This is a genomic window from uncultured Acetobacteroides sp., from assembly GCF_963667355.2.
Lineage (GTDB): Bacteria > Bacteroidota > Bacteroidia > Bacteroidales > ZOR0009 > Acetobacteroides.
Window position 1 is genome coordinate 781,182 of sequence record NZ_OY763328.2, and the last position, 18,130, is coordinate 799,311.

At 47.0% G+C, this 18,130-nt stretch carries 16 protein-coding genes; 13 read left to right on the plus strand and 3 right to left on the minus strand.

The genetic code is table 11. The annotated features are described in order from the left end of the window. The first annotated feature begins 75 nt into the window (after nucleotides 1–75). From ACHZA1_RS03265 to ACHZA1_RS03290, 6 genes are all read left to right on the plus strand, one after another. Nucleotides 76–879, plus strand: coding sequence for an outer membrane protein assembly factor BamD (locus ACHZA1_RS03265; protein ID WP_320053803.1), 804 nt, complete (start codon nucleotides 76–78; stop codon nucleotides 877–879). Nucleotides 880–899: 20 nt separating this feature from the next. Continuing rightward, nucleotides 900–1,229: a DNA-directed RNA polymerase subunit omega gene (locus ACHZA1_RS03270; RefSeq protein WP_320053804.1), complete on the plus strand. Its 330-nt coding sequence runs from the start codon at nucleotides 900–902 to the stop codon at nucleotides 1,227–1,229. Between the two features lie 8 nt (nucleotides 1,230–1,237). Continuing rightward, nucleotides 1,238–2,443, plus strand: a complete 1,206-nt coding sequence (gene coaBC / locus ACHZA1_RS03275) for a bifunctional phosphopantothenoylcysteine decarboxylase/phosphopantothenate--cysteine ligase CoaBC (RefSeq protein WP_320053805.1) — start codon at nucleotides 1,238–1,240, stop codon at nucleotides 2,441–2,443. Nucleotides 2,444–2,455: 12 nt separating this feature from the next. Beyond that, complete coding sequence (locus ACHZA1_RS03280) at nucleotides 2,456–3,373, plus strand: DUF4835 family protein (RefSeq protein ID WP_320053806.1); 918 nt, start codon at nucleotides 2,456–2,458, stop codon at nucleotides 3,371–3,373. A gap of 10 nt (nucleotides 3,374–3,383) precedes the next feature. After that, nucleotides 3,384–5,036 carry a DNA repair protein RecN gene (gene recN, locus ACHZA1_RS03285; protein WP_320053807.1) on the plus strand — a complete coding sequence of 551 codons (1,653 nt, stop codon included), beginning with the start codon at nucleotides 3,384–3,386 and terminating at the stop codon, nucleotides 5,034–5,036. Nucleotides 5,037–5,216: 180 nt separating this feature from the next. Then, nucleotides 5,217–6,086 carry an SDR family oxidoreductase gene (locus ACHZA1_RS03290; RefSeq protein ID WP_320053808.1) on the plus strand — a complete coding sequence of 290 codons (870 nt, stop codon included), beginning with the start codon at nucleotides 5,217–5,219 and terminating at the stop codon, nucleotides 6,084–6,086. Between the two features lie 132 nt (nucleotides 6,087–6,218). Here ACHZA1_RS03290 and ACHZA1_RS03295 read toward each other — a convergent pair whose 3' ends face one another. Both ACHZA1_RS03295 and ACHZA1_RS03300 read right to left on the minus strand, forming a co-directional pair. Beyond that, nucleotides 6,219–7,079 carry an RNA polymerase sigma factor RpoD/SigA gene (locus ACHZA1_RS03295; protein WP_131837635.1) on the minus strand — a complete coding sequence of 287 codons (861 nt, stop codon included), beginning with the start codon at nucleotides 7,077–7,079 and terminating at the stop codon, nucleotides 6,219–6,221. A gap of 38 nt (nucleotides 7,080–7,117) precedes the next feature. Next, entirely contained in the window at nucleotides 7,118–8,581 is a 1,464-nt protein-coding gene (locus ACHZA1_RS03300) for a Do family serine endopeptidase (protein ID WP_320053809.1), read from the minus strand. Nucleotides 8,582–8,859: 278 nt separating this feature from the next. Between ACHZA1_RS03300 and dapF the strand changes: the two genes are divergently transcribed. The 7 genes from dapF (at nucleotide 8,860) to ACHZA1_RS03335 (ending at nucleotide 16,457) form a co-directional block, all read left to right on the plus strand. Further along, nucleotides 8,860–9,654 (plus strand): diaminopimelate epimerase, encoded by a 795-nt coding sequence (gene dapF, locus ACHZA1_RS03305; protein ID WP_320053810.1) that lies wholly within the window; start codon nucleotides 8,860–8,862, stop codon nucleotides 9,652–9,654. A gap of 241 nt (nucleotides 9,655–9,895) precedes the next feature. Beyond that, complete coding sequence (locus ACHZA1_RS03310; protein WP_320053811.1) at nucleotides 9,896–10,318, plus strand: hypothetical protein; 423 nt, start codon at nucleotides 9,896–9,898, stop codon at nucleotides 10,316–10,318. A gap of 290 nt (nucleotides 10,319–10,608) precedes the next feature. After that, nucleotides 10,609–11,280, plus strand: a complete 672-nt coding sequence (locus ACHZA1_RS03315; protein WP_320053812.1) for an ABC transporter ATP-binding protein — start codon at nucleotides 10,609–10,611, stop codon at nucleotides 11,278–11,280. 6 nt (nucleotides 11,281–11,286) lie between these two features. After that, a complete protein-coding gene (locus ACHZA1_RS03320) occupies nucleotides 11,287–12,540 on the plus strand; it encodes an ABC transporter permease (RefSeq protein ID WP_320053813.1) in 1,254 nt (417 codons plus the stop codon). A 22-nt stretch (nucleotides 12,541–12,562) separates the two neighbouring features. Continuing rightward, nucleotides 12,563–13,831, plus strand: coding sequence for an ABC transporter permease (locus ACHZA1_RS03325; RefSeq protein ID WP_320053814.1), 1,269 nt, complete (start codon nucleotides 12,563–12,565; stop codon nucleotides 13,829–13,831). Between the two features lie 166 nt (nucleotides 13,832–13,997). Then, the gene (locus ACHZA1_RS03330; protein WP_320053815.1) at nucleotides 13,998–15,116 is read left to right on the plus strand and encodes an efflux RND transporter periplasmic adaptor subunit; all 1,119 of its coding nucleotides are present in this window, start codon (nucleotides 13,998–14,000) and stop codon (nucleotides 15,114–15,116) included. Between the two features lie 6 nt (nucleotides 15,117–15,122). Further along, nucleotides 15,123–16,457: a TolC family protein gene (locus tag ACHZA1_RS03335; protein ID WP_320053816.1), complete on the plus strand. Its 1,335-nt coding sequence runs from the start codon at nucleotides 15,123–15,125 to the stop codon at nucleotides 16,455–16,457. A gap of 546 nt (nucleotides 16,458–17,003) precedes the next feature. Here ACHZA1_RS03335 and ACHZA1_RS03340 read toward each other — a convergent pair. Then, a complete protein-coding gene (locus ACHZA1_RS03340) occupies nucleotides 17,004–18,116 on the minus strand; it encodes a helix-turn-helix domain-containing protein (RefSeq protein WP_320053817.1) in 1,113 nt (370 codons plus the stop codon). Nucleotides 18,117–18,130: the final 14 nt, after the last annotated feature.

Sequence of the window (18,130 nt, forward strand, 5' to 3'; positions counted from 1 at the left end):
GGGACAACCGTTAAAGCAAAAAAGTTTCACAGTTAATCGAAAAAAACTAAATTTGCCAATTATTTTTCCATAACCATGAGAAGAAAGTACGAAGTCATTTTTATAGTATCGGTAATTGCAGTGCTTTTCAGCAGCTGTGGCGGATTCGACAAGCTACTCAAAAGCAACGACTACGAGCTCAAGTACAAAAAGGCTATTGAGTACATGAACAAGAAGGACTTCTACCGAGCCTCGCAGCTTCTCGAACAGATAACCACCGTTTACCAAGGAACGGTTCGCGACGACTCGGTTAACTATTTCATGGCAAAGTGCTACTTTGGGATGGAAGACTACGAAGCAGCCGCAACCCTTTTCGACACGTTCCGAAATAAGTTTCCACGAAGCGTCTTCACCGAGGAGTCCGAGTTCCTCTACGCCTACAGCTTTTACAAGCAATCGCCTCGTATAGAGCTCGACCAAACATCTACCAGCAACGCAATTGTTCAGATGCAGGAGTTCTGCTACAAATATGCCAAGAGCCCCAAAGCCGATGAGGCTAAGAAAATCATCAAGGAAATGAGGGACAAATTGATGGAGAAGTCGTACCTTAGCTCGAAGTTATACTTCGACATGGGAGGCGAGTACTACAAGGCAGCCATAGTTGCTTTGAAGCGCGCCATCAACGAATTCCCCGACTCGAAGTATCACGAAGAGCAGCTGTACATGGTCGTAAAAGCCTCCTACGAATACGCGAACAACAGTATTCCAGAGAAGAAGAGGGAGCGATTCCAGGAAATGGTAGACAACTACTACACCTTAATCGCAGAATACCCAGAGACCAAGTACAAGAAAGAGGTTGAGGAGATGCTCAGCGTAGCAAACAAAATTGTTAAGAACTAAACTTAAGTTGTAAATTCCATATGGACTACAAGAAAGCCGGCGCAGCCAGCACAACAATTACCCGCGATTCGCATAAGATAGATGCCCCAAGTGGAAACCTATACGAATCGGTAGTTATTATCTCAAAGCGCTCCAACCAAATCTCGGTAGAGATGAAGCAAGAGTTAAGCCGTAAGCTCGAGGAGTTTGCCACCGTTTCGGATAATCTTGAAGAAGTATTCGAAAACCGCGAGCAAATTGAAATCTCGAAGTACTACGAAAAACTTCCAAAGCCAGTATTAATTGCAACTCAAGAGTTTCTTGATGGCAAAGTATACTTCCGTCTTAGCGGAGAAGAAGCAAAACAATAAGCATTACAATGCCTTCAGTTCTTAAGGACAAGCACATAATTATCGGTATTACCGGCAGTATAGCAGCCTACAAAGCTGCTATACTTATTAGGTTACTAGTTAAAGCAGGCGCCGAGGTAAAGGTGATAATGACCCCTATGGCCAAGCAATTCATCACCCCTCTTACCCTTGCAACACTTGCCAAAAATCCAATTTTGGTCGACTTCTACAATCCCGAAAATGGGGACTGGAATAGCCATGTCGACTTGGGCATGTGGGCCGATCTATACCTAATAGCCCCAGCATCGGCCAATACCATTGGAAAGATGGCCAACGGCATTGCCGACAACTTGCTTCTGACCACCTACCTCTCTGCAAAATGTCCTGTTTGCGTTGCTCCAGCAATGGATCTCGACATGTATGCACATCCAGCCAACCTCAAAAATCTCGAAACCCTAAAGACCTACGGCAACAAGATTATTGAACCAGCATCAGGCGAGCTAGCCAGCGGATTAATGGGCAAGGGCAGAATGGAGGAACCTGAGGCAATCGTCAAGTATATCGAAGATTTTTTTTTTCAACCGCTAGAGCTTAGCGGTAAGCATTTCCTAGTTACAGCAGGCCCCACCTACGAAGCCATCGACCCTGTAAGGTTTATTGGCAACTGGTCGTCAGGGAAAATGGGATATGCATTGGCAGAAGAACTGGCAAACAGAGGTGCTAACGTAACGCTTGTTAGCGGTCCAACCAACCTCTCCACGACTCATCCCAACATCAATCGAATTAACGTTATTAGCGCCGACCAAATGTACCAAAAGAGCATCGAAGTGTTTCCAAACACAAGCGGTGCGATAATGTGTGCTGCTGTAGCCGACTACCGCCCCGACAGCTACTCCGATGTAAAAATCAAACGCAAAAGCGACGATTTAACCATCAATCTCACCCCCAACAAGGACATTGCTGCCGAACTTGGCAGAATGAAAACAGCCAAACAGGTACTCGTTGGCTTTGCCCTCGAGACCAACGAGGAAGAGCAAAATTCAATCAAAAAATTGAAGAGCAAAAACCTTGATTTCATCGTTTTAAATTCTTTACGCGATAAAGGTGCGGGATTTAATCACGACACCAATAAAATTTCAATTATCTTCAAAGACGGAAAAGTTGAGCATTTTGAACTAAAATCAAAGGCTGAAGTTGCTCAAGACATCGTGAGTCAGATCGTTCGTTTCTTTTAACTTGGTTGTGGAATGAAAAAGTTGCTTCTTCTTGCACTTGTTCTTCTTGCTGGTAGACTTACCGAAGCTCAGGATCTGAGATGCAATATTTCGGTAAACGCATCTCAAATACAGGGAACTTATCGGCAAGTTTTTCAGACAATGCAAACCGATCTCTACGAGTTTATGAACAACCGCTCGTGGAGCAACAACGTGTACTCAACGGATGAGCGCATCGAATGCAACTTTCTTCTTAACATCACCGAACAAGTTGGTCCGAACGAGTATAAAGGAACACTTCAGGTACAGGCACGCCGACCTGTTTTTGGCTCCTCATACACCACTGTACTCTTCAACTTCAACGACAACGATGTTCAGTTTAGCTACCAAGAGTTTAATAAGCTTGAATTCAACGAAAACTCGTATGGTTCTGCGCTAACATCGCTTCTCGCCTACTACACCTACATCGTTATTGGCCTCGACTACGACTCATTTTCGACAAAGGGCGGCACTGAGTTCTTCAAAAAGGCAGAAAAGATTGTTAGCAATGCGCAAACAGCTCCCGAAAAAGGATGGAAATCCTTCGAATCATCACGAAAAAACCGTTATTGGCTGGTAGAAAACCTGCTCAACCCCAAGTATTCGCAGGTACGAAGCGCCATTTATATGTACCATCGCCTAGGTCTCGACCAAATGGCATCAAAAGTTGCAGAGGGGCGAGACGAAATCACCAACAGTTTGCTCAGCATCCAGAAGGTGTTTCGAGATAAGCCAGACCCCAACTTATTTCTTCTTAAAATATTCTTTGATGCCAAATCGGACGAAATTGTGAATGTATACTCAGAGGCATACGCATCGGAAAAGCAACGGGTTTACCAAATACTTGCTGAGATAGATCAAGCCAACGACCCTAAGTACAAAAAAATCACAGAAGAGAAAAAGACAAACTAACGACTCTGCCATGCTCCAATCGTTATCCGTAGAGAATTATGCCCTTATTGACAAACTCAATATCGAGTTTAAACAGGGCTTGAACATCATCACCGGCGAAACTGGTGCTGGAAAATCTATTCTACTAGGCGCTCTTGGACTTATATTGGGTCAACGAGCCGACACCTCAACGCTAAAGAATCCCGAAAAGAGCTGCATCATAGAAGGCATCTTTAATATAGAAAAGATGAATCTTGCTAAGTTTTTTGAGGGAAACGACATAGAATACGACAAGCAAGCAGCTATTCGAAGGCTGATAACGCCAAGCGGCAAGTCGCGCGCCTTCATCAACGACACTCCTGTAAACCTTACTACCCTACGAGATTTCGGGTTAATGCTCATCGACATTCACTCACAGCACGAAACGCTGCTTATCTCCAACCATAATTTTCAGATGAATGTATTGGATGTAGCAGCCGGGAACAACGCGCTACTGCTTCAATACCAGCAAACCTTTGCTTCGTATAAGAAGGAGGATAAAAAACTACAAGACCTCATCGAAGAGCAAAATAAGTCTGCCGCCGACTTCGACTACTACACCTTCCAGTACCAGCAGCTTGCTGATGCTAACCTTGCGGAAGAAGAACAGGAAGCACTCGAGGAAGAGGAAAAGGAGCTATCTAATGCTGAAACTATAAAAACAGAACTTCAATTTTGCAGCGAAGCCATTTCCGAATCGGACATGGCAATCATCCATACGCTAAAAAGTTGTCAGCAATCGGTTAGACGCATCAAAGATGTTTTCCACAAATCGGAATCTATTTTAGAAAGACTTGACAGCATCTCTATCGAGATAAAAGACATCAGCGATGAGATTATAAACTTCAACGAAAAGATTGAGATAAATCCAGAAAGGCTGCGCCAAGTAAAAGAAAGACTTGACTTGCTATACACCCTACAGCAAAAGCACCGCGTTTCCTCGGTTGCTGAACTATTATCTCTTCGCGACGAATTCGAATCAAAACTTTCGCTCATAGCCAACTTCGACGAACAGATTGAAAAACAGCGTATGCTTACAAGCGCATTACATGCTGAAACAAAAGCGCTAGCAATTCAACTGTCGGAAAAGAGAAAAAGTGTAACCGAGCAAATTCACAACTACATAGAGCATCAACTTAGTGAGTTAGGAATGCCCCATGCTAAAGTTCAAATAGATATCAACGAAACTGAGTTAACCAACACCGGTATAGACAAGGTAGAATTTCTATTTTCTGCCAACAAATTACTCCCGCTTCAAAGCGTTGCAAAGGTTGCCTCTGGTGGAGAAATGTCACGTCTAATGCTTAGCATCAAAACACTACTTGCAAAGAAAGGCGACTTGCCCACCATTATATTTGATGAGATTGACACTGGAGTTTCGGGCGAAGTTGCCGATAAAATGGGCTCCATCATAAAGGATGTGTCGCAAAGCATTCAGGTAATCAACATAACCCACCTTCCTCAAATTGCCAGCAAAGGCGATTACCACTTCTTTGTATATAAAGAAACAGGAGACGCTGCTACATCAACTCAAATTAAGCTACTCAACGCTCAGGAGCGTATTAGCGAAATTGCTAAAATGCTCAGCGGCAAAAATATCACCGATGCAGCCATCAAAAATGCTAAAGCACTCTTAAATAACTAGGATTTTCTTAGGAAGAAACCTATAGCAATGGACGATTCCTCTGCTCACATAAATCTTTATTGAACTTTACCCTACTATTGGGGTTATGGGCTTGAGTATCCGATTTAGTCTATGTTAATAGATGACTGTCGGCATCATCCGCTTTTTATCCCTATATTTGTTTAACTAAACTAAAAATCAATGTCATACAACCTACTTAAAGGCAAAAGAGGAATCATTTTCGGAGCATTAAATGACAAATCTATTGCGTGGAAAGTTGCTGAAAAGGCACATGAAGAAGGTGCTATATTTGTTTTAACAAACACTCCTGTAGCTCTTCGATTAGGAGAACTTGATGAGTTGGCAAAAAAAACCGGATCTACTGTTATTCCTGCCGATGCAACTAATGTAAAAGACCTTGAGAAACTTATTGCAGAATCAATGGAAATTCTTGGAGGGAAACTCGACTTTGTTCTTCACTCCATTGGAATGTCTCCAAACGTTCGCAAAGGAAAAACTTACGACGATCTCGACTACGACTATCTTCAAAAAACGCTCGACATATCTGCCATCTCATTTCATAAAGTCATTCAGACTTGCCGCAAACTCGACGCCATGAACGAGTGGGGATCAATCGTTGCCTACTCGTACGTTGCCGCACAGCGCACCTTATACGGTTACAATGACATGGCTGATGCAAAAGCACTCCTCGAATCTATTGCCCGCAGCTTTGGATATATCTATGGTCGCGAAAAGCATGTTCGCATCAACACCATTTCACAATCGCCTACCATGACAACTGCCGGAGGTGGAATCATGGGTTTCGATGGCTTGATGGACTTTTCCGATAGGATGTCACCCCTTGGCAACGCTACGGCTGAAGAGTGTGCCGACTACACCATTGCCCTTTTCTCTGATTTAACCCGTAAGGTAACCATGCAAAACCTACTCCACGATGGTGGTTTCTCGAGCATGGGTATGAGCGCACGCGCAATGGCTATGTACAATAAAAGTCTCGAGATTGAGTACACCGATATTGAGAATAAGGCTAAAACTAAGAAAGCAAAGTAAAGAAATTGACTAATCTATAATTGGTGAGGCTGTCCCCAAAGGGCAGCCTCATTCTTTTTAACAGTTTTAGCCCATCAAACAAAAAAATGCCCGCTGGTGTTGCGGGCATCAAGTAATTTCCATAAATATTTTCTAGCCAAGGAAGCTTTTAAGGTGCTTACTGCGAGTGCTGTGACGAAGACGGCGAATTGCTTTTTCTTTAATCTGACGAACACGTTCACGTGTAAGACCAAACTTCTCTCCAATCTCTTCAAGTGTCATTTCGCTGCAACCGATACCAAAGAATAGGCGGATAATATCACGTTCCCTATCAGTTAAAGTCGACAATGCACGCTCAATTTCCTTAACCAACGACTCGTTAATTAGGCTACGGTCTGCATTTGGCGAATCAGGATTAACAAGCACGTCCAAAAGGCTGTTGTCCTCTCCATCGACGAATGGAGCATCCACCGATACGTGGCGACCAGCAACGCGAAGAGTATCCGACACCTTTTCTTTTGGAAGATCAAGTGCATCAGCCAATTCCTCTGGTGATGGAGTACGCTCGTTTTCCTGCTCAAATTTTGCAAACGCCTTGTTGATCTTGTTAAGCGATCCCACCTGGTTAAGTGGAAGACGTACAATACGCGACTGCTCAGCTAAAGCCTGAAGGATTGATTGACGAATCCACCAAACCGCATAAGAGATGAATTTAAAACCACGGGTTTCATCAAACTTCTCAGCAGCCTTAATCAAACCGAGGTTACCCTCATTGATAAGGTCAGGTAGGCTCAACCCTTGATTTTGATACTGCTTTGCTACCGACACCACGAAACGAAGGTTAGCGCGGGTAAGCTTTTCGAGGGCTACCTGATCGCCTTTTTTGATTCGTTGTGCCAATTCAACCTCTTCTTCAACAGTAATAAGTTCCTCCTTGCCAATTTCCTGTAGGTACTTGTCAAGAGATGCGCTCTCTCTGTTGGTAATCGATTTGGTGATTTTAAGCTGTCTCATGAAAATATATTAACTTTGTGTTTAGTTCTTCTCCAAACTTAAATGCCTATACTGTACAAAGCCTGCAGCCCATTTGGATAGACTCCTTCTATAGTTATAACCTGTCGCTGTTGAGCATTAGCAAAGATTTCAGCCAGATCCTCCACACTGCTAATTGGTTGTCGGTTTATACGTAGTATTATTAGCCCTTTTCGGATGCCTTGAGACTTTAACTTCCCATTCTCTAATTCAACGATCTGAACTCCTCCCTTAAGCATTAAGCTATTCTTTAATTGGGGACTAACATTGGCATACGTGGCACCCATCGCAGTAAAACTGCCTTTAACGGCTATCTCTTGATTGTCACCACTTGATGTTTTACGTAAAGTAACCTTAAAATGTTTCACTTTACCATCACGAATTAGCGAAATATCTACATTATCACCAGGACGATAACGGGCGACCTGCTCCTGCAGCTGCGCTATCGAATTAACATTCATCCCATTAATAGACTCAACCACATCCCCTTTTTGAATGCCAGCCGCGGCTGCACCACCACCAGCAGTAACCTCAGCAACGTAAACACCAGAAAGAAGATTCTTTAATCCTAGCTTTTCCGCATTGTCTGAAGTTATATCGCTCATCGAAATTCCCAGAAATCCTCTTTGAACAGCACCATACTCCATTAGGTCGTATATCACTTTCTTTACAATGCTGGCAGGAATTGCAAACGAATATCCGTTAAACACTCCGTTTTGTGTGTAAATTGCCGTATTGATACCAATTAGTTCTCCTTTGGTATTTACCAAAGCCCCGCCAGAATTTCCTGGATTTACAACCGCATCAGTTTGAATGAACGACTCAACCTGGTACTGGTTCATATCTTCGCGAACAGGAAGATTCCTACCCTTAGCACTTACAATTCCAGCGGTAACCGTAGAGGTTAGGTTGAATGGGTTACCAACGGCTATTACCCATTCTCCAATACGAAGATTGTCGGAATCGCCTATGCGCATAAAGGGTAAGTCAGTTTGATTAATCTTTAGCAGAGCGATATCGGAATTAGGATCTGTTCCGACAACTTTTGCCTCGAAGGAACGCTTATCGTTTAGGGTTACCATCACCTTTTCTGCACCATCAACAACGTGGTTATTGGTAACGATGTAGCCATCCTTTGAAACAATAACCCCAGATCCAGCCCCCCTTGGGACTGGCTGATCTTGGCGTTGACGAGGAGTTGGTTGTCCAAAAAAGAATTCAAAAAACGGATCAGCTTGTTCAACCTCCGAGGAGTAGGTTTTAACGTGTACCACGCTGTTTACAGATTGTTCGGCAGCATAGGTAAAATCGGCACCTCCTCCTGCTGAATTACCAGCCTGATTGCTAACCAGACTTAGCTGAGGATTCATCAAATCTTGTGTGGTAACAAATCTCTTTTGCATAATGGTAATTGCCAAAATTGACGAAACGGCACCACCTAGCAATGCTGCTGCAACAATTGCAACCAAATTTTCTTTTCTCATATGCGTTAGATTTAAATTTTCAACTTGAAGTTTCCTTCACTGACACAACGACAGATATCCTTGACAAATTACATCTTTAGATATGCCATATTAATCTTAAAACGAATGGCATACACTACAGCGTTGTCAAGTTTTTCACTTAGCACAATAACTCAAAAGTGATGCCTTTTATTATAACGATTACAGATGCGTAACATAGATTAACCCAAATAAAAAGAGAACTATTTCCCTGTTATTAGAACCAAACAACTAATTTAGGAACATTAAAATGTTACAACATGATATTGAAGTTTGAAAAATACCAAGGAGCAGGCAATGACTTTGTTATTATAGACAACCGAAAGGGCGAGTTCTCGCCTAGCATTGACACTGTTGAAATGCTTTGCGACAGAAACTTTGGCATAGGTGCCGATGGGTTAATGCTTCTTGAAAAGGACGATAAGCATGATTTCTACATGCGCTACTTCAACGCAGATGGGAAGGAATCGACCATGTGCGGGAATGGAGGACGATGCATTTCCGTATTTGCCAGATCGCTTGGACTGGGCTCTGCTGAGAAGGTGGAGTTCAACAGCATCGATGGGTTGCACGAGGCATTTTTCACAGAAGAGGATGGAGAGATGCTCGTAAAGCTTAAGATGATTGATGTAAAAGAGGTTGAAGAGAACGACGACTACTACTTTGTCAATACAGGTTCGCCTCACTACGTTGCCTTTGTTGAGGATCTGGAGAATCTGGACGTCTACGAGGAGGGTCAGGCCATTCGCAACGATCCAAAGTTTGCGCCAGGCGGTACAAACGTAAACTTTGTTGAGATTTTTGACGACGAAATCTTTGTACGCACCTACGAACGTGGCGTTGAGGACGAAACTCTTGCCTGTGGAACAGGTTCAACGGCTGCCGCAATTGCAGCGTCCTTATTTCTCGAATCGGATCAGAACGTTTGGGACGTGGAGGTAATGGGAGGTAACCTACAGGTATCGTTCGACAGGAAAGAAGACGGGACCTTCGAGAATGTTTGGCTAACAGGTCCTGCAGAAAAAGTTTTTGAGGGCACAATCAACGTAGAATAGCAGCGGTAGTAAAATACGACTGAAAGGGCTCAAATACTTGTTTGGGCCCTTTCCTTTATCTCACCTATCTCAATAAATAAACGTTCACTCGGGAGAGTGGCTGATGGTGGTTAAGAATCGTAATGTGGTTGAATGGATTCGCTAGCAAGCGGCCATTGCTAGCGATACTCTTAATTCGATTCGTTATGGGGTAAATTAATTCGACAATATTGGACAAACAATAACAGAAGGCAGGTCTACAATGGGCAATGCCAACCCCGCAACTCGATATTACAGGTCAACAATAGCGATTGACAACTCCGCATTGCATTATTACAGGTCTGCAATAGCGATTGACAACTCCGCAATTCAATATTACAGGTCTGCAATTGGCGATGACAACCCTGCAATGCAATATTTCGGGTCTGCAATTGCGTTTGACAACCCTGCAATGCAATATTACAGGCCAACAATAGCGATTGACAACTCCGCAATGCAATATTACAGGCCAACAATAGCGATTGACAACTCCGCAATGCAATATTACAGGCCAACAATAGCGATTGACAACCCTGCAATGCAATATTACAGGTCAACAATAGCGATTGACAACTCCGCAATGCAATATTACAGGTCTGCAATGGGCGATGACAACCCTGCAATGCAATTTTACAGATCTGCTTAGGAATGGCGTATCTCCCCAATATTTACCAACAAGCCAACAATCAATGCTCGGGAAATTGCAAGGGCAAAATCCCTGCTATGCTCTCCCCTATTTGCTGTTACAGAGCCAGCAGATTACACGCATCGGCGTTTTCGTGTAGGTTGGATATCCGATTCAAAGAAGCACGATTAGCATTGATTTAAAGAGAATTAATTATTCGAAGAAGGTTGTCCACCTTTTTTGTTCCAAAAATGCTGTAACCTTTCGCTAGGGCGTACGTCATAAGGGGGTTAATTCATCATAATAGTGCTATGATAAAACTTGAGGACATTAATAAGACATACAACAACGGCAGCCCGTTGCATGTGCTAAAAGGCATCGATTTAAACATCCACGAGGGCGATTTTGTGTCCATCATGGGTGCTTCAGGATCAGGAAAATCTACCCTACTCAACATCTTGGGAATCCTCGACAACTACGATACCGGAGAATATCGCCTCAACAATGTTTTGATCAGCAACCTGAGCGAGAAGCGGGCCGCAGAGTACCGCAACCAGATGATTGGATTTATCTTCCAATCGTTTAACCTCATCAACTTTAAGAATGCCATCGAGAATGTGGCGCTGCCGCTGTACTACCAAAAGGTAAGCCGCAAGAAGCGCAACATCATGGCCATGGAATACCTGGATATGCTGGGGCTAAAAGAGTGGGCAACCCACATGCCCAACGAGATGTCGGGTGGGCAGAAGCAGCGCGTTGCCATTGCGCGTGCGCTGATCGCCAACCCCCAAATTATCCTTGCCGATGAGCCTACGGGGGCGCTCGACAGCAAGACATCCGAAGAGGTGATGAGCATCCTTAAGGATGTTAACCAAAAGGGGATGACGATGATTATTGTAACCCACGAAAAGGCAGTTGGCGAGAAGACGGATAAGATCATCCACCTAAAGGATGGCATCATCGAATCGATAACCCAAAACTAGGGCACCATGCTAGACTTATGGCAAGAGATAATGGCCACCATAAAGGCCAACAAGCTTAGAACCTTCTTTACCGGGTTTGCCGTTGCATGGGGTATTTTTATGCTAATCATTCTTCTGGCATCGGGGAATGGGCTGAGCAATGGGGTGAGCACGAACTTCGCCTCCGAGTCGAAGAACGCCATTTACCTGTGGCCGGGAACTAGCACCATGGCATACAGCGGCTACCAAAGCGGAAGAAAAATGAAGATGTCGGAGAAGGACATCTTTCTATCCGAGAAGCAGCTCCCCTATGTTGATACGGTTGCCTACAAGTTTTATCCATCGGAGTCGGCTACATTTTCCAATGGAAACAAGACGGGATCTTACGGGCTTCTGGGGGTTACATCGAACTATGCAGCACTAGAAGGTATAGAGGTTCTGCCGGGAATGGGCCGATTCATCAACATCATGGATATCCGCGAAACGCGCAAGGTTATAGCCATCAACGAAAAGATTAAGGAGGTGCTGTTCCCCAACGAGAATGCCATCGGCCGATACGTAAACGTCAACAACGTTATGTATAAGGTGGTGGGCGTCGTGAAATACGTTACCGGCAACGATAACCGGGAGGGGTACATCCCCATTTCGACCGCCAAGAGCATCTACGACTTCGGAAAAAAAGGATACGATGGCATCATTCTATCGGCCAAAAGCCTAAAAACGGCGAAGGAGAACGAGGAGTACAACACCACCATCAGAAAAGGGTTTGCCAGGCTGCACACCTTCAACCCCGACGATAGGGCTGCATTGGGGTTATGGAATAACTCGGAGAACTACATCCAGACCATGAAAATATTTTGGGCAATAAAGCTTTTCGTTTGGATTGTGGGAATTGGAACCCTAATAGCCGGAATTGTTGGCGTTAGCAACATCATGCTGATTACTGTAAAGGAGCGAACCAAGGAGTTTGGCATCCGTAAGGCCTTGGGAGCATCGCCCAACTCCATCATCAAGCTTATCCTGATAGAGTCGGTGCTTATTACTTCGGTATTTGGGTATATCGGGATGATGCTCGGCATTGCAATAACCGAAGCAATCAACTTTGCAATAAACCAAACCCCAGCAGAACCCGGCAACGTGATCTTCCGAAATCCAACGGTTGATGTTGGGATTGTTATTGCCGCCCTAGGAATTCTGGTTATTGCAGGGCTGATTGCCGGATACATTCCCGCAAAACGAGCCGTTACCATTAAGCCAATAGAGGCGCTAAGATCGGAATAGCAAAACCTATAAAATAATTATCATGTTTGATTTAGATCGTTGGCAAGAGATCTGGGAAACCATCACCAAAAACAAGATGCGCAGCTTTCTCACTGCGTTTGGGGTATTCTGGGGCATCTTTATGCTGGTGGTGATGTACGGCTCGGGCAATGGCCTCCGCAACGGCATTATGAACGGCATACAATCGGTTGCCACCAACTCCGTATTCTACTGGACAAACAATACCACCGAGCCCTACAAAGGATTTAAGAAGGGACGATCGTGGCTCATGCGCTCGAAAGATATTGAGATTATCAAGAGCAAGATTCCTGAAGTTGAGGTGGTATCGCCCATGCTATTTGGAGGTGGTCGAACACCAAAGAACACCATCAGAGGAGAAAAGTCGGGCTCGTACAACGTAAAGGGGCTAAACCCCGACTACGTAAAGATAGATAAGCCCGATATCGTTTACGGCCGATACATTAACGACATCGACATCCAGCAAAGGCGCAAGGCCGTAGTTATTGGCTACAACGCCTACGAGGATCTCTACAAGATTGGGGAGAACCCGATTGGCACCACCATTAAGGTAAACGGCATCTACTACACCGTGATCGGCGTGGTAAAGGGCAACTCGCAAATGAACATCAACGGGCCGGTAAACCGTAGCGTGATGCTCCCCTACACCACCATGCAGGTGGCCTACAACATGGGCGACCAGGTGCATGTGCTAGCCATTACCTCTAAGGCAAGCACCAGCGTATCGTCGTTGGAGGATAGGATTAAGGGCATCCTCAAAAAGGAGCACGACATCTCGCCCACCGACCCAGAGGCGGTATCTGGGTTTAACCTCGAGCGGCAGTTTAAGATGTTTGCCAACCTGTTCCTCGGCATCAAGGTTCTCATTTTGATCGTTGGCCTTGGGACGCTCTTTGCCGGGGTGGTTGGCGTAAGCAACATCATGATGGTAACCATCCGCGAGCGTACCCAGGAGATTGGCATTCGCCGTGCCCTTGGTGCAACGCCATTCAACATCCTTAGCCAAATTATGATGGAGAGCTTGGTGCTTACGCTCATTGCGGGAGTTGCCGGGCTAAGTTTTGGGGTATTTATCCTCAACATAGTTGACAACGTCCTTACGGCACAGAGCGCAGCCTCGAACGACGACATGTTCTTTATGAACCCACAAATCAGCTTCGACTTGGCCATATTCGCCATGCTTGTGCTGGTTATTGCAGGCCTCTTTGCCGGAATGATCCCCGCCCGAAAGGCACTTCGGATTAAGGCTATTGATGCGCTGAGGGACGAGTAGATTTCTTGGAGAAGCTATTTCAGAAGTTAAACGGAGTTAGATGAAGTTAGACGAATGTATTTTGAAGTCAGAGAAGCGGAAGAATAACAATGATTATCCCTCAAGGCCTATCTAAAATCTAACGTCTAGCATCTTTAAAATAAGGAACCAGTAAAAAATACATACGATGAAAAAAACTAAACGGATCATTTTCATTGCCATTATCGCCATCATGCTTATTGGCACATTTGCATTTCTGTGGAAAAAGGCTAATCCGCCCAAGGACCAGTACGAGGTGGTAGTGCCCAAGATTGGCAATGTAGAACGGAAGACTATTGCAACCGGAAAGATAGAGCCCCGCAACGAGGTGCTCATCAAGCCACAGATATCGGGCATTGTAACCGAAATTTACAAGCAGGCTGGCGATAAGATTACCGCAGGCGAGATCATCGCCAAGGTGAAGGTGATCCCCGAGATGGTGCAGATCAACTCGGCCGAAAGCCGCCTGAACCAGGCCAACATCACCCTAGAGCAGGCGCAGGACGACTACAACCGCGTGAACAAACTCTACAACTCGGGAGTAGTGTCCAAAGAAGACTTCCTGAAGTCGCAGTTCCAGCTGAAGAAGGCCAAGGAGGACAAGGAGAACGCGCAGGATGCGCTTACCATCATCCGCGAGGGTATCTCCAAGCGGTCGGCCAGCTACAGCACCACGCAAATCCGCTCGACCATCTCGGGAACCATTCTAGATGTTCCTGTAAAGGTTGGAAACTCCGTAATCCAATCGAACACCTTTAACGACGGCACCACCATTGCCAGCGTGGCCAACCTGCGCGACATGATCTTTAAGGGGAAAATCGATGAGACCGAGGTGGGGCGCATCAAGGAGCGAATGCCCATAAAGCTCACCATGGGGGCTCTTCAGGATAAGAAGTTCGACGCCATTCTGGAGTACATCTCGCCCAAGGGGGTGGAGGAGAACGGCGCCATCCTCTTCGAGATTAAGGCCGCAGCCAAAATCCCCGAAAACATCTTCGTGCGCGCGGGCTACAGCGCCAACGCCGAGATCACCCTCGACCGGAAGGTGAAGGTGCTTACCATTCCCGAAAGCGTGGTGGAGTTTGTGAACGACACCTCGTACGTCAACATCGTTAAGAAGGAGGGCAAGGAGCAGGAGTTTACGCGCAAGGCCGTTAAGCTGGGGCTATCGGATGGCATCAACATCCAGGTGCTGTCGGGCATCACCACCAAGGATAAGCTAAAGGGGGCACTCATCAAGAAGGATGAGGCCAAAAAGCAAGACTAGGCAACCATGAAGAAAGCATCAACCATAGCAACCCTACTGCTGATGGGGCTTATGAGCACCTCGGCAACCGCACAGGAGAGCTGGAACCTCGCCAAGTGCATCGACTACGCCAAGCAGCAAAACCTCGATGTGAAGCGCCGCACCAACGACATGAAGAGCGCCGAGGTGCAGGTAAACACGGCCAAGAACAGCCGCCTGCCCAACCTCAACGCCAACATCAACCAAAACCTGACGTTTGGCCGATCGATAAACTCGGCAAATTCCTACGTCAACCAAAGCTCGGCTACCACCACCTTGGGCATCAACGCCAGCGCACCCATCTACCAGGGCAGCTACATCAACAGCCGCGTGAAGTACGCCGACTGGAGCCTGAAGGCCGCCATGGAGGACATCAACCAGATGGGCGACGACATTACCATACAGGTAACGCTGGCCTACCTGCAGGTGCTCTACAACAAGGAGCTGGTGAAGGTGGCCCAGGAGAACGTAGACCAGGGCAAGCTGCAGCTCAAGAAAACCGAGGAGCTGGTAAACGGCGGACGCCTGCCCAAGTCGGAGCAGTACGAGAGCAGGGCGCAGCTGGCCAAGGAGGAGTACAACCTCACTAAGGCACAGGGCGACCTGAAGATTGCCCTGCTGGCGCTCGGCCAGCTGATGGAGCTGCAATCCATCGAGAGCTTCGACGTGGAGGTGCCATCCACCGAAAAGGTGGCCATCAACAGCGATGCCGTGCTGGCGCTTAGCTCGGGCAGCATAGAGAAGGCCTACGGCATACGCCCTGCCGTAAAGGCTGCCGAGTACCGCCTACAGGCCGGCGAGGAGTACATCAGCATGGCCAAAGCGGCCTACTACCCCTCGCTGAGCGCCGTTGCGCAGTACGGCAATAGCTACTACAACGTCTTCGACATGACTAACCCGTCGTTTTCGACCCAGGTAAAGAACCAGGGGCAAAAGGTGGTTGGCCTACAGCTGAGCATCCCCATCTTTAACCGCTACGAGAGCCGCAACAACATCAACCTGGCCCGCATAGAGCAGGATCAGCGTACGCTGGTGCTCAGCGATGCCAAAAAGGTTCTCTTTAAGGAGATGCAGCAGGCCTACTATAACGCCATGACGGCGCAGCAGAGCTTCCTCTCGGCCAAGCAGGCGCTGGAGGCATCGACCGTGGCCTACCAGTACGCGCAGGAGAAGTTCGACGCCGGAAGATCGACCGTATTCGAGATGAACGAGACCAAGAAGCGCCTGGCGACCTCGCAGTCGGAGCTGGCGCAGGCCCGCTACGAGTACATCTTCCGCACCAAGCTGCTCGACTACTACAACGGGACGGCAATTACCTTGTAGGGAGTAGGAAATAGCAAGTTGGGAATTCAGTATTTTGCTCGGGGCTGGTTGTCCGTATTAGCCCATACAATGAGAAAGGCGCAGCCCGATGGGGGTTGCGCCTTTTTTTGACGATATCGGTAATCTTGTAGCATGCAACAGGAAAGACATCGTCTGACAGCAAGGTGATTTTGAGACCAATTTTGGAATTCTGCCTGCCATTTTTGCGTAACAATATTGAGCCTGTAAACATAAACCAACGAAGGTAGTACCGCTAAGAATGTATTAACAGCATTCCTAACTTGGCCGCTTAGATATACTAGCAGCGGCGACCAATGGTATTGCTGTGGCCCCGAACGTAAGTTCGGGGAGTTTCGCCGTAAAAGGATTTGCCGCATCGGCTGAAGATAATTGAAGGGAGAAGGCTTAGTAGAATGCAGCCTTAACTTAACGGCTACGGGGTAGCACCTCCTCCGAACGTGGGGCTTCGCGCGCCGCACGGCAGCCCAAAATGGTGGATGGCAGAGGAACGTACGCTGTGGTTACTCACTTTTCACAAGCCACGCCTTACGCCTCCCGCCCGACCACGCGCTGGAAGCTCTTGTAGCTGCTAAAGCCTGCCATCTCCGAGAGTTCGATCTTGCTCCGTCCCTCGTTGGAGGGGTCGGCCAGCAGCCGCTGATACTCCTGCAGCCGCTGCTGGTTGATGTAGGCGCTAAAGTTAACCCCATACTCGGTGTTGATAAACGAGGAGATGTAGGTGCGGTTAACGCCCAGCGCCTCCGCCAAGTCGGCCATCTTAAGGTCGGGTTTCAGGTGTGGGGTTTCGGTGCGGACGTACTCCTCGAAGCGCTCGTGGGTAAGCAAGTTCTTCTTCAGAAGGGCGCTGTCGGGGGTGGCGGCCAGCAGCGGGGGCTCGTCCTCGACAATGGTCACATAGTGGCCCATCAGCACGTAGTAGCAGAGGTAGCAGTACTGAAACACCAGCACCATAACGTGGATGCCCATAACGGAGGTGTCCAAGATGGCGCTGCGCGAGTACACCAGCGATAGCATGGGGGTAATCAGCAGGATCACAGAAAGGATGAGGTAGCCCTGCACCCAGCGCAGCAGGTTGGGACGAACGCTGGGCTGTGCGACGGCAAAGCGCTGGTAGCGGAACAGCCGCCTAAAGCTCAGCACCGTATACACCACCGTAAAGGCCAGCCGCACGGCTGGCTTACTGTTGGAGTAAAGGAAGAAGAGGCGCTCGCCGCCCTCGTACGTGCCACGGCTCAGCACCACCCGCAGCTGCTCGGCCACCGGGGTAGTAAGCTGCAGGACTAGCATGCCCAGCGCCACAAGGGCGGGCAGCAGGTAGTGCCACCACGAGAAGCGCTCGGAGTAATCGGTACGCGTTATCCTAAAGATGAAGCCGTAGAAGTACACCTGAATGAGCATAAAGGCCAGATAAAAGATCCAGTTGATGCGCACAAAAACATCCGGCAGATAGTAGTAGAACAGCAGCGAAATGCAAGTAAACAGGTTGCTGGCTAAGTAGAGGAACACCCTAGAACGCAGCCGCCATTCGCCACGAGTACCGCGCATGGAGTCGATGGCAAGAATCAGCAACGCAGCAAACGTGGTAAAGGCTGGAGCAAGTAGTACAAAGAGAGAGTAAAGCTTATCTATCGGAATCATTCGCGGTTGCTCTA

Excerpts from the sequence above, each read along its gene's own strand:
- recN (WP_320053807.1), top strand. The coding sequence starts at position 3,384 with ATGCTCCAATCGTTATCCGTAGAGAATTATGCCCTTATTGACAAACTC.
- ACHZA1_RS03310 (WP_320053811.1), top strand. The coding sequence starts at position 9,896 with ATGGGCAATGCCAACCCCGCAACTCGATATTACAGGTCAACAATAGCG.
- ACHZA1_RS03320 (WP_320053813.1), top strand. The coding sequence starts at position 11,287 with ATGCTAGACTTATGGCAAGAGATAATGGCCACCATAAAGGCCAACAAG.
- ACHZA1_RS03265 (WP_320053803.1), top strand. The coding sequence starts at position 76 with ATGAGAAGAAAGTACGAAGTCATTTTTATAGTATCGGTAATTGCAGTG.
- ACHZA1_RS03340 (WP_320053817.1), bottom strand. The coding sequence starts at position 18,116 with ATGATTCCGATAGATAAGCTTTACTCTCTCTTTGTACTACTTGCTCCA.
- ACHZA1_RS03335 (WP_320053816.1), top strand. The coding sequence starts at position 15,123 with ATGAAGAAAGCATCAACCATAGCAACCCTACTGCTGATGGGGCTTATG.
- ACHZA1_RS03280 (WP_320053806.1), top strand. The coding sequence starts at position 2,456 with ATGAAAAAGTTGCTTCTTCTTGCACTTGTTCTTCTTGCTGGTAGACTT.
- ACHZA1_RS03325 (WP_320053814.1), top strand. The coding sequence starts at position 12,563 with ATGTTTGATTTAGATCGTTGGCAAGAGATCTGGGAAACCATCACCAAA.
- ACHZA1_RS03290 (WP_320053808.1), top strand. The coding sequence starts at position 5,217 with ATGTCATACAACCTACTTAAAGGCAAAAGAGGAATCATTTTCGGAGCA.
- ACHZA1_RS03295 (WP_131837635.1), bottom strand. The coding sequence starts at position 7,079 with ATGAGACAGCTTAAAATCACCAAATCGATTACCAACAGAGAGAGCGCA.
- ACHZA1_RS03270 (WP_320053804.1), top strand. The coding sequence starts at position 900 with ATGGACTACAAGAAAGCCGGCGCAGCCAGCACAACAATTACCCGCGAT.
- coaBC (WP_320053805.1), top strand. The coding sequence starts at position 1,238 with ATGCCTTCAGTTCTTAAGGACAAGCACATAATTATCGGTATTACCGGC.
- dapF (WP_320053810.1), top strand. The coding sequence starts at position 8,860 with ATGATATTGAAGTTTGAAAAATACCAAGGAGCAGGCAATGACTTTGTT.
- ACHZA1_RS03300 (WP_320053809.1), bottom strand. The coding sequence starts at position 8,581 with ATGAGAAAAGAAAATTTGGTTGCAATTGTTGCAGCAGCATTGCTAGGT.
- ACHZA1_RS03330 (WP_320053815.1), top strand. The coding sequence starts at position 13,998 with ATGAAAAAAACTAAACGGATCATTTTCATTGCCATTATCGCCATCATG.
- ACHZA1_RS03315 (WP_320053812.1), top strand. The coding sequence starts at position 10,609 with ATGATAAAACTTGAGGACATTAATAAGACATACAACAACGGCAGCCCG.